Origin of the sequence: Streptomyces sp. NPDC102490, from assembly GCF_044765285.1 — a bacterium.
In the GTDB taxonomy this organism is placed as follows: domain Bacteria; phylum Actinomycetota; class Actinomycetes; order Streptomycetales; family Streptomycetaceae; genus Streptomyces.
The window spans coordinates 121,624-134,764 of record NZ_JBIWJU010000017.1; the positions used below are offsets into that span (position 1 = coordinate 121,624).

General features: G+C 74.9%; 1 protein-coding gene. It reads left to right on the forward strand.

Annotated elements, in window-relative coordinates; genetic code table 11:
* Positions 1–74: 74 nt before the first annotated feature.
* Positions 75–13,141 (forward strand): SDR family NAD(P)-dependent oxidoreductase (locus tag ACIRGB_RS33145; RefSeq protein WP_403872716.1); only part of this gene is annotated, 13,067 nt, incomplete at its 3' end.

Here is a 13,141-nt window from a genome sequence, read left to right on the forward strand (position 1 = left end):
CTTTCCCGCCCACTTAGCGTGCGACCACCTTGTGGCCACTCGGCCCTTGAGCACACCCTCACCGAGCTTGGAGCGTGCAGATGGCCGCGGGCTTCGTTGCTGACGCTGATCACTCGAACGGCGCGGAGGCCCGTCCCGGCGCCGCCCTGGCCGCCCGGCTGGCCGGACTCCCCGACAGCGAGCAGAGCCGCATGCTGCTCGACCTGGTCCGCGCGGAGACCGCCGACGTCCTGCGCCGCACCACCCGGCCCGACACCGGGGACGTCACCGCCACCGGCACGCCCTTCAAGGAGCTGGGGCTGGACTCCATGGGCCTGGTCGAGCTGCACGCCCGGGTCAACGCCGCCACCGGGCTGCGCCTGCCGGTGACCGCCGCCTTCGACCACCCCAGCCCCGACCTGCTCGCCGCCCACCTGCGCGCCGAACTCCTCGGCACCGGCACCGCCCCGGTCGCCGTCGAGGCGCCCGTCCGCAGCGCCGACGACGAGCCCGTCGCCATCGTCGGCATCGGCGGACGCTTCCCCGGCGGCCTGCGCACCCCCGAAGACCTCTGGGACGCCGTCATCGACGGCCGCACCACGGTCGGGGCGTTCCCCGACGACCGCGGCTGGAACCTCGACGAGCTCTTCGACGAGGACTCGGGCACCCCCGGCACCACCTACACCCGGGTGGGCGGATTCCTGCACGACGCCCCCGAGTTCGACGCCGAGTTCTTCGGGGTCAGCCCGCGCGAGGCCCTCGCCATGGACCCCCAGCAGCGGCTGCTGCTGGAGACCGCCTGGGAGGCGCTGGAACGCACCGGCATCGACCCGACCTCCCTGCGCGGCACCCCTACCGGCGTGTTCGTCGGCGCGGGCACCACCGAGTACGGCACCCGGATCGCCCAGGCCCCCGAAGCCCTCACCGGGTACCTGATCACCGGCGGAGCACTCAGCGTCGCCTCCGGACGCATCGCCTACACCCTCGGTCTCGAAGGCCCCGCCCTCACGATCGACACCGCCTGCTCCTCCTCGCTGGTCGCCCTGCACCTGGCCGTCCAGTCGCTGCGCCGCGGCGAGTGCTCCCTCGCGCTGGCCGGCGGCATCACCGTCATGAGCACCCCCGGGCTGCTCACCGAGTTCAGCAGGCAGCGCGGACTGGCCCCCGACGGCCTGACCAAGGCGTTCGCGGCCGGAGCCGACGGCACCACCTTCGCCGAGGGCGTCGGCCTGATCGTCGTCGAGCGCCTCAGCGACGCCCGCCGCAACGGTCACCAGGTCCTCGCCCTCGTCCGCGGCACCGCGATCAACCAGGACGGCGCCAGCAACGGCCTGACCGCCCCCAGCGGCATCGCCCAGCAGCGGGTGATCCGCCAGGCGCTCGGCGACGCGGGACTCGCCCCCGGCGACGTCGACGCCGTCGAGGCGCACGGCACCGGCACCTCGCTGGGCGACCCCGTGGAAGCCCGCTCCCTCATCGCCACCTACGGCACGGACCGCGACGCCGAACGCCCCCTGTGGCTGGGCTCCGTCAAGTCGAACATCGGCCACGCCCAGGCCGCCGCGGGCGTCGCCGGCATCGCCAAGGTCCTCATGGCCCTGCGCCACGGCACCCTGCCGCCCACCCTGCACGTGGACGAACCCACCCCGAACGTCGACTGGTCGGCCGGCACCGTACGCCTGCTCACCGAACCCGTGCCGTGGCCCGCCGACGCCGGACGCCCCCGCCGCGCCGGCGTCTCGGGCTTCGGCATCAGCGGCACCAACGCCCACGTCATCCTGGAAGAGGCACCGCCGGAGGAGCCCACCGAGCCGTCGGCCGACGCGGCGGCCGCCCCGGGCGAGCCGTCGAGCGAGCCGCTGCCCGTGCCGCTCCCGGTCTCCGCCGCCACCCCGGCGGCCCTCGCCGCCCAGGCCGCCCGCCTGGCCGACCACCTCGAACGGCACGGCACCCCCCTGGCCGACCTCGGCCACGCCCTCGGCACCACCCGGGCCGCCCTCGAACACCGCGCGGTGCTCCTCGCCGGCGACCAGGACGACGCGCTGGCCGCCCTGCGCGCCGTCGCCGCCGGCGAGCCCACCCCGGCCGCCCGCACCGGCCACGCCCACACCGGCCGCCTCGCCTTCCTCTTCACCGGCCAGGGCAGCCAGCGCCTCGCCATGGGCGCCGGCCTGTACGACGCCTTCCCCGCCTACGCCGACGCCCTCGCCGACGCCATCGGCCACCTCGACCCCCACCTCGAGGTCTCCCTGTGGGACGTGCTGTTCGCCGAGGAGGGCTGCCCCGAGGCCGCCCTGCTGGAGCAGACCCGCTACGCCCAGCCCGCCCTGTTCGCGGTCGAGACCGCCCTCTTCAGGCTGCTGGAGTCCTGGGGCGTCCACCCGGACTTCGTCGCCGGGCACTCCATCGGCGAGATCACCGCCGCCCACGTGGCGGACGTCCTCGATCTGGCCGACGCCGCCCTCCTGGTCGCCACCCGCGGCCGCCTGATGCAGGAGCTGCCCGCAGGCGGCGCCATGGTCGCCGTCCAGGCCACCGAGGCGGAGGTCCTGCCCCTGCTCCCCGGCACCGCCGGCATCGCCGCCGTCAACGGCCCCGACTCCGTCGTCGTCTCCGGCGAGCGCGACGCCGTACTCGGCATCGGCGAGCACTTCGCCCGGCTGGGCCGCAAGACGAACCGGCTGAAGGTCAGCCACGCCTTCCACTCGCCGCTGATGGACCCGATGCTGGAGGAGTTCACCCGCGTCGCCTCCGTCCTGACCTACCGCGCCCCTCGCATCCCCGTCGTCTCCACCCTCACGGGCGCCCCCGCCACCACCGAACAGCTCGCCTCCCCGGACCACTGGGCCCACCACGTCCGCGCGGCCGTCCGGTTCGCCGACGGCATCGACTGGCTCGTCCAGCACGGCGGGACCCGCACCTGCCTCGAACTCGGCCCCGACGCCGTACTGAGCGCCCTGGGCAGGAGCTGCCTGCCGCAGGACTCCGCCGACCGCACCGAGTTCACCGCCCTGCTGCGCTCGGGCCGGGACGACGTGCGCCAGACCCTGGGAGCGCTGGCCCTCGCCCACGCCCGCGGCGTGCCCGTCGACTGGGCCGCCTTCCACGCCGGCCAGGACCGCGCCCGCACCGACCTGCCCACCTACGCGTTCCAGACCCGCCGCTACTGGCTCACGCCCGACGGCGACGGCGCCGACGCGGCGGGCCTCGGCCAGCAGGACGCCGGACACCCCCTGCTCGGCTCCGTGGTCGCCCTCGCGGGCGGCGACGGCACCGTCCTCACCGGCCGGCTCTCCGCACGCACCCACCCCTGGCTCGCCGACCACGTCATCGACGGCACGGTCCTGCTGCCGGGCACCGCCTTCGTCGAACTCGCCGTGCGCGCGGGCATCGAGACCGGCTGCCCGCAGTTGGAGGAACTCGTCCTGCGCACGCCCCTGGCGCTGTCCGACCACGGCGCCACCGTCCTCCAGGTCGTCGTCGGCGCCGCCGACGCCTCCGGCCGGCGCCCCGTCGACTGCTACGCCCGTCCGGCCGACGCCGACGGCGAGGACACCTGGGTCCGGCACGCCACCGGCACCCTCGCCCCCGCCGGGACCGCCCCCGGCCCCGACACCCATGCCGACCTGGGCGGCCAGTGGCCCCCCGCCGGCGCCGAGCCGCTCGACACCGCCTCCCTCTACCAGGACATGGCCGCGCAGGGCTACGGCTACGGCCCCGCCTTCCACGGCGTGCGGGCCGCCTGGCTCCGCGGCACCGAGGTGTTCGCCGAGGTCGCCCTGCCCGACGGCGTCCGCGCCGACGCCGCCGCCTTCGGACTCCACCCCGCGCTGCTCGACGCCGCCCTGCACCCCGCCGACCACGCCCGAAGCGACGGCGACGGACCCGGCGTCCGCATCCCCTTCTCCTTCAGCGGCGTCACCCTGCACGCGAGCGGCGCCGCCACCGTCCGGGTCCGCATCGCCGCCGACGGCGACGCCCTCGCCGTCGCCCTCGCGGACCCCGCCGGCGCCCCCGTCGCCACGATCGACTCCCTGCTGCTGCGCACCGTCACCGGCGCACAGCTCCACGCCGCCCGTCAGGAACCGCTGCTGGCCGTACGGTGGGCCGAGGCGCCCCTGCCCGAGGCCGCCGCCGACCCGGCCCGCAGCGTCGTCCACCGGGTCCGCGCCACCCCCGCGGGCCCCCTGCCCGACGCGGTGCGAGCCGTCTGCGCGGACACGCTCCGAGCCGTACAGGAACAGCTCGCCGCCGACCACGACACCCGGTGCGTCGTCGTCACCCGCGACGCCGCCTGGGTGCCCGGCACCGACGTGGACGCCGCCCAGGCCGCCGTGTGGGGCCTGGTCCGTTCGGCCGAGGCCGAGAACCCGGGCTGCTTCGTGCTCGCCGACCTCGACGGCACCGAAGCCTCCGAAGCCGCCCTCGCCGCCGCCCTGGCCACCGGCGAACCCGAGTTCGCCCTGCGCGAGGGCCGGCTCCACCTGCCACGGCTCGCCCCGGTGCCCCAGCCGCCCACCCCGCACGAGCTGCCCTGGGACGACACCGGCACCGTCCTGGTCACCGGCGGCACCGGCGGAGCGGGCGCGGCCCTGGCCCGCCGCCTGGTCACCGAACACGGCGTACGCCACCTGGTCCTGACCAGCCGGCGCGGCCCCGAGGCCCCCGGCGCCGCCGGGCTGCTCACCGACCTGCGCGAGGCCGGTGCCCGGGTCCGCATCGTCGCCGCCGACGTCGCCGACCGGGACGCACTCCTGTCGCTGCTCGCCGAGATCCCCGCCGAGCATCCGCTCACCGCCGTCGTCCACGCGGCCGGCGTCATCGACGACGGCCTCGTCGGTTCGCTCACCCCCGAGCGCCTCGACACCGTCCTGCGGCCCAAGGCCGACGCCGCCTGGAACCTCCACGAACTCACCCGGGACCTCCCGCTGAGGGCCTTCGTGCTGTTCTCCTCCGCCTCCACCGTCCTGGACGGCGCCGGCCAGGCCAACTACGCGGCCGCCAACCTCGTCCTCGACGCCCTCGCCGTCCGCCGGGCCGCCGCCGGCCTGCCCGCCACCTCCCTGGCCTGGGGACTGTGGGCGGGCGACGCCGGCATGGGCGCCCACCTCGACGAAGCCGCACTGCAACGCATCAGGCGGCTCGGCCTGGACTCGCTCGACTTCGACGAGAACCTGCTCAAGCTCGACCAGGCGCTCACCACCGGCGCCCCCGCCGTCGTACCCGTCCGCGTCGACCACCGCGCGGTACGCGAACGCGCCGACGACATCCCCGTCCTCCTGCGCGACCTCGTCAGACGGCCCGTACGCCGGGCCGCCACCGCCGCCACCGCCGCCACCGCCGTCGCCCCGAGCGGCTCCCCGTTCCTCGACCGGCTCGCCGGACTCGACGACGACCGCCGCGCGGAGGCACTCCTGGAACTCGTGCGCACCGAGGCCGCCGGCGTCCTCGGCTACGACGGCGCCGGGGACATCGCCCCCACCCGGGCCTTCACCGAGAGCGGCTTCGACTCCCTCGCCGCGGTCGAGCTGCGCAACCGGATGGCCACCGCCACCGGCCTCAGACTGAGCCCGACGCTCACCTTCGACCACCCCAACGCCCAGGCGCTGGCCGTGTACCTCGCCGGCAGGCTCCAGGGCGAGCGCAAGAGCCCCGCCCCCGCCGCCCCGGCCGCCGCCCCCGACCGGGCCACCGACCAGGACCCCGTCGTCATCGTCGGCATGGCCTGCCGCTACCCCGGCGGCATCCACTCGCCGGAGGACCTGTGGCGGCTGGTCACCGACGGCGGCGACGCCATCGGCCCCTTCCCCACCGACCGGGGCTGGGACACGGACCTGTACGACCCCGAGATCGGCAAGCCCGGCAAGACGTACTCCACCGAAGGCGCGTTCCTCTACGACGCGGCCGGGTTCGACCCCGCCTTCTTCGGCATCAGCCCCCGCGAGGCCCAGGCCATGGACCCGCAGCAGCGCCTGATGCTCGAAGTCGCCTGGGAAGCCCTCGAACGGACCGGGATCGACCCGCACTCGGTCAAGGGCAGCCGCACCGGTGTCTTCGCCGGCGTGATGTACCACGACTGGGGCCTGCGGCTGGGCCCGCTGCCCGACGACGTCGCCGCCTACCACGGCAACGGCAGCCTCGCCAGCGTCGTCTCCGGACGCGTCGCCTACGCCCTCGGCCTCGAAGGCCCCGCCGTCAGCGTCGACACCGCCTGCTCCTCCTCCCTGGTCGCCCTGCACTGGGCGCAGCAGGCGCTGCGGCGCGGCGAGTGCACCCTGGCCCTGGCCGGTGGCGTGACCGTCATGTCCACCCCGGACACGTTCACCGACATGGCCCGCCAGCGCGGCCTGGCCGCCGACGGCCGCTGCAAGTCGTTCGGCATCGGCGCCGACGGCACCGGCTGGGGCGAAGGAGTCGGTCTGCTCGTCCTGGAACGGCTCTCCGACGCCCGCCGCAACGGCCACCGGGTCCTCGCGGTGCTCAAGGGCTCCGCCGTCAACCAGGACGGCGCCAGCAACGGGCTGACCGCTCCCAACGGGCCGTCCCAGCAGCGGGTCATCGAACAGGCCCTCGCCGACGGGCAGCTGACCACCGCCGACGTCGACGTCGTGGAGGGACACGGCACGGGCACCCGCCTCGGCGACCCCATCGAGGTGCAAGCCCTGCTGGAGACGTACGGACAGCACCGTTCACCCTCGGGCGAACCGCTGTGGCTGGGCTCGATCAAGTCGAACATCGGACACACCCAGGCCGCCGCCGGTGTCGCCGGCGTCATCAAGATGGTCCAGGCGATGCGCCACGGCGTGCTGCCCGCCACGCTGCACGCCGACACCCCGTCGGACCAGGTGGACTGGGAGGCCGGGCACGTCAGACTCCTGACCGAGGCCCGGGAGTGGACCGCCGCGAACCGCCCTCGCCGGGCGGGTGTCTCCTCGTTCGGCATCAGCGGCACCAACGCCCACGTCATCGTCGAACAGGCGCCCCCCGAGCAGCCCGCGGTCCCGGAGGGGACCGGGCCGTCCGTCCCCCTCGCCGTGTGGCCCGTCTCGGCCGCCACCCCCGAGGCCCTGCGCGCCCAGGCGGACCGGCTGGCGGCCTTCCTGGACGATCTTCCCGAGGACCGTCTGACCACTGCGGGACAGGCCCTGGCAAGCACACGCGCGGCGCTGGAACACCGCGCCGTCGCGATCGGCGCCGACCGCGACGAACTCGCCCGCTCGCTGGCACAGCTCACCGGCACGAACCCCGCCCAGACCGGGCGTACGGCGTTCGTGTTCACGGGGCAGGGTGCGCAGCGGCTGGGAATGGGCCGCGGGTTGTATGAGGCGTTCGGGGTGTTCGCGGAGGCGTTCGACGCGGTGGTCGCCGCGGTGGACGAGCACCGTGAAGGGCCGTCGCTGCGCGAGGTGATGTGGGGCGACGATGCGGAGACCCTGAACCGTACGGAGTACGCCCAGCCCGCGTTGTTTGCGGTTGAGGTGGCGTTGTTCCGGCTGGTGGAGTCCTGGGGGGTGCGGCCTGACTACCTGGCGGGGCATTCGATCGGGGAGCTGGCCGCTGCTCATGTGGCGGGCGTGCTCTCGCTGGGTGACGCCGCGCGTTTGGTGGTGGCGCGGGGCCGGCTGATGCAGGCCCTGCCGTCGGGTGGTGCGATGGCGGCGGTGCAGGCCACGGAGGCGGAAGTCCTGCCGCTGCTGGCGGACGACGTGTCCGTCGCGGCCGTCAACGGCCCGACCTCCGTCGTCGTCTCGGGCGCGGAGCAGTCGGTGGCGGCCGTGGTGGAGCACTTCGCCGCTGAAGGCCGTAAGACGAGCCGGCTGAAGGTGTCGCACGCGTTCCACTCGCCGTTGATGGAGCCGATGCTGGACGACTTCCGAGCGGTCGCGGAGAGCCTGTCGTTCGGTGAGCCGGTGATTCCGGTGGTGTCCACGGTGACCGGCGAGCCGGCTGTGGGCTGGGACAGTGCCCAGTACTGGGTCGGCCAGGTCCGCGAGGCGGTCCGCTTCGCGGACGCGGTGCGCACGCTGGAGGCCGCCGGAGTGCGGACCTTCCTGGAGCTGGGCCCCGACGCCGTCCTCACGGCCCTCGGCCAGGGCTCCGTCTCGGACGCCGGCACCGGCTTCGTCGCGCTGCAACGCCGGGACCGCGACGAGCCGCGCGAACTGCTCGCCGGCATCGGCGCCGCCTGGGCCCGCGGCACCTCCGTCACCTGGCCGCACCTGCTCGGCGGCCCGGGGGACGCCCGCGCCGACCTGCCCACGTACGCGTTCCAGCACCGCCGGTACTGGCTCGACGTGCCCGCCCGCACCGGGGACGTGTCCTCCGCCGGTCTGGACGCCGTCGATCACCCCGTTCTCTCGGCGGCCGTCGAGTCACCGCAGGACGGCTCCGTGGTCCTCACCGGCCGCCTGTCCGCCGGGGAACACGCCTGGGTCAGCGACCACGAGGTCCACGGCAACGCCCTGCTCCCCGGCACCGGATTCGTCGAACTCGCCATACGCCTCGGCGACCAGGTCGGCTGCGACCTGCTGGAGGAACTCACCCTCGAGGCACCGCTGATGCTGCCGGCCCGCGGCGGCGCCGCCCTGCGTGCCGTCGCCGGTCCCGCCGACGACTCGGGCCGCCGTGGGCTGACCGTCCACTCGCGGCTCGACGACCTGCCGGGCCGCCCGTGGATCCGGCACGCCACCGGATTCCTCGCCACCGGCACCGCCGTCACCGACGCTCCGGACCTCACCCAGTGGCCCCCGCCGGAGGCCGTCCCCGTCGACATCACCGGAGCCTACGAGCGCCTCGACGAGCGCGGATACGGCTACGGCCCCGCCTTCCAGGGCATGCGGGCCGCCTGGCGGCGCGGCGACGAGCTCTTCGCCGAAGTCGCCCTCCCCGAACAGATACGTGCCGAGGCGAGCCGCTACGGCATGCACCCGGTGCTGCTCGACACCGCCATGCACGCCGACGTCCTCGTGGACCAGGACGAGGGCGGTACCGAGGCGCTGCTGCCGTTCACCTGGAGCGGCGTCTCCCTGCACGCCTCCGGAGCCGACGTGCTGCGCGTGCACATCCGGCGCATCCGCGGCGCCGAGGAGTCGGCGATGACCGTGGCCGACGAGACCGGCGCACCGGTGCTCACGGTCGCCTCACTCATCTGCCGCCCCGTCAGCGCCGAGCAGATGGCGCCCGCCTCCGGCACACCCAACGAGGCCCTGCGCCGCGTGGTGTGGAACCGCGTCCCGGTCCAGCCCGGCACACCCGCCCCCTCCTACGCCCGTCTCGACACGGGTCTTGCGGCGCCGGACGCCCTCCGAGCCCTCGGCGACACCCTCCCGCGGGTGGTCCTCGCCCCGGTCACCGCCACCGCGGCGGACCTCCCCGCGGCGATCCGCGCCACGACCGCCCAGATCCTGGACCTGGTCCAGGCGTGGCTCGTCGACGCGCGCAGCGAGGCGTCCACCCTGGTCGTGCTCAGCCGCGGTGCGGTCGCCACCGACGACGACACCGCCCCCGACCTGGCCCAGGCTCCGGTCTGGGGCCTGGTCCGCGCCGCCCAGGCCGAGAACCCGGGCCGCATCGTCCTGCTCGACACCGAGACCGAGACGGACACCGACACGGACACCGGTGAGGCGGTCGAGGACGCGTTCCTCGCGTCGGCGGCCGGTCTCGGCGAACCCGAACTCGCCGTGCGCGGCGGCCGGTTCCTGACCCCCCGCCTGGTCCCCGCGCTCGTGCCCGACGGGGACGGGCCCTGGGACCCCGACGGAACCGTCCTGGTCACCGGCGGCACCGGCGGCCTCGGCGCCCTGGTGGCCCGGCACCTGGTCACCGCCCACGGCGTACGGCACCTGCTGCTGACCAGCCGACGCGGCGCCGACGCCCCCGGAGCAGACCGGCTCAGGAGCGAACTGGCGGAGTCCGGCGCCACCGTGGACATCGCGGCCGTCGACGTCTCCGACCGGGACGCTCTCGCGGCGCTGCTCGCCGGCATCCCCGCCGAGCGCCCGCTGACCGGCGTGGTCCACGCCGCGGGCGTGGTCGCCCCGGGTCTCGTCACCGACCTCGGACCCGAGAGCTTCGACACCGTCCTGCGGCCCAAGGCGGACGCCGCCTGGCACCTGCACGAGCTGACCAAGGACGCCGACCGTCTGACCGCCTTCGTGCTCTACTCCTCCGCCGGCGGACTCGTGCTGCCCGCGGGACAGGGCAACTACGCGGCGGCCAACGTGTTCCTCGACGCCCTGGCCCACCACCGCCGCGCCACCGGCCTGCCGGCCACCTCCCTCGCGTTCGGACTGTGGGCCGTCAACACCGGCCTCGGCGGTGACCTCACCGACGCGGACCTGGAGAAGGCGGAGCGCACCGGCCTGCCCGCACTCCCCGTGGCCCAGGGACTGGAGCTCTTCGACGACGCGCTGCGCACCCGGCACCCGCTGCTCGCCCCGCTGCCCCTCGCACCCGCCGCCCTGCACGCCCGCGGCCAGGACGTACCCCCGCTCCTGCGCGGCACGACCCGGCCCGACCGGCGCCGTACCGCCGCGGGCGGCGCCCAGGACACGGGCAGCCTCGCCCAGCGACTCGCCGGGCTCAGCAGCACCGAACGCACGCGCGAACTGGTCGGCCTGGTCGCCGCCCAGGCCGCCACCGTCCTCGGACACACCTCCGCCGACGAGGTAGGCGTCGACCGGGCCTTCAAGGAGCTCGGCTTCGACTCCCTCGCGGCGGTCGAACTCCGCAACGCCCTCAACGCGGCCACCGGTCTGCGGTTGCCGGTCACCCTCGTGTTCGACCACCCCACCACGCGGGCCGTGGCCGAGCTGATCGACTCCCAGCTGGGCGGCGGCACGGCCCAGGAACCGGCACGGCCCCAGGCCACCGCCACCGTGACGGTCTCCGACGACGAGCCCATCGCCGTCATCGGCATGAGCTGCCGGTACCCCGGAGGCGTCCGCACCCCCGAGGACCTGTGGCGGCTCCTCATCGACGGCCGCGACGCCATCGGCCCCTTCCCGGCCGACCGCGGCTGGCCCGACGTCTACGACCCGCAGCCCGGCACCTCCGGCAGGACCTACGCCCGCGACGGCGGATTCGTCTACGACGCCGCCGAGTTCGACCCCGCGTTCTTCGGGATCAGCCCGCGCGAGGCCCTGGCCATGGACCCGCAGCAGCGGCTGCTGCTCGAAGCGTCCTGGGAGGCGTTCGAACGCGCCGGGATCGACCCGACCACCATGCACGGCAGCCAGACCGGCGTGTACGCGGGCGTCATGTACCACGACTACGGCACCCGTCTGCGGTCCGTGCCGGACGACCTCGCCGGCTACCTCGGCAACGGCACCGCGGCCTCCATCCTGACCGGCCGTGTCGCCTACACCCTCGGCCTGGAGGGCCCCGCGGTCAGCGTCGACACGGCCTGCTCGTCCTCCCTGGTCGCGCTGCACATGGCCTGCCAGGCGCTGCGCCGCGGAGAGGTCGGCATGGCGCTGGCGGGCGGCGTCACCGTGCTGTCCACGCCCGAGGTGTTCGTCGAGTTCAGCCAGCAGTTCGGTCTCTCCGCCGACGGCCGGTGCCGCGCCTTCGCCGGCGCCGCCGACGGCACCGGCTGGTCCGAGGGCGTCGGCATGCTGGTCGTCGAGCGGCTCTCGGACGCCCGGCGCAACGGCCACCCGGTCCTCGCCGTCATCCGGGGCTCCGCCATCAACCAGGACGGCGCCAGCAACGGCCTGACCGCCCCCAACGGGCCGTCCCAGCAGCGGGTCATCCAGAGCGCCCTGGCCTCCTCGGGCCTGACCGCCGTCGATGTCGACCTGGTCGAGGGCCACGGCACCGGCACCCGGCTCGGCGACCCGATCGAGGCACAGGCCCTGCTGGCGACCTACGGCCAGGGCCGGTCCGCCGAAGAGCCGGTGTGGTTGGGCTCCATCAAGTCCAACATCGGCCACGCCCAGGCCGCGGCCGGTGTCAGCGGCGTCATCAAGTCCGTCCTGGCGATCCGCAACGGCGTCATGCCGCAGACCCTGCACGTGGACCAGCCCTCACCGGAGGTCGACTGGGAGGCCGGCCAGGTCCGGCTGCTCACCGAGGCCCGTGCGTGGCCGGAGCTGAGCCGCCCGCGCCGGGCAGCCGTCTCCTCCTTCGGCATCAGCGGCACCAACGCCCACGTGATCATCGAAGAGGCACCGCAGGCCGACGAGCCCGAGCAGGCATCCGTCAAGGACCTGCCGGCCGTGCCGCTGCTGCTGTCCGCCACCGGCCCCGAGGCCCTGGCACGCCAGGCCGGCCGACTCCACGCCCACCTGACCGGCCCTGCACCGGCACCCGACCTGCGGGACGTGGCCTTCTCCTTGGCCACCACCCGCACGGCCCTCGAACACCGCGCGGTCCTCATCGCCTCCCCGGCCGACCGGGAGACGACTCTCACCGCCCTCACCGCCCTCGCGGCCGGTGAAGAACCCCTCAACACCGCACTGGGCACCGCCACGACCAAGGGTCGTACGGCGTTCGTGTTCACGGGGCAGGGTGCGCAGCGGCTGGGGATGGGCCGGGGCCTGTATGAGGCGTTTGGTGCCTTCGCGGAGGCGTTCGACACCGTGGTGGCCGCGGTGGATGAGCACCTCGAAGGAGTGTCGCTGCGTGAGGTGATGTGGGGCGAGGACCCCGAGACCCTGAACCGTACGGAGTTTGCTCAGCCCGCGTTGTTCGCGGTTGAGGTGGCGTTGTTCCGGCTGGTGGAGTCCTGGGGGGTGCGGCCTGACTACCTGGCCGGGCACTCGATCGGGGAGTTGGCGGCCGCTCATGTGGCGGGTGTGTTCTCGCTGGGGGATGCGGCGCGTTTGGTGGTGGCGCGGGGCCGGTTGATGCAGGCCCTGCCGTCGGGTGGTGGGATGGCAGCCGTGCAGGCCACGGAAGCGGAAGTCCTGCCCCTGCTGGCGGATGACGTGTCGGTGGCGGCGGTCAACGGTCCGACGTCGGTGGTCGTCTCGGGCGCGGAGCGTGCGGTGTCCGCGCTGGTGGAGCACTTCACCACTGAAGGCCGTAAGACGAGCCGGTTGAAGGTGTCGCACGCCTTCCACTCCCCGCTGATGGAACCGATGCTGGACGACTTCCGGGCCGTCGCGGAGAGCCTGTCGTTCAGCGAGCCCGTCATCCCGGTGGTGTCCACGGTCACGGG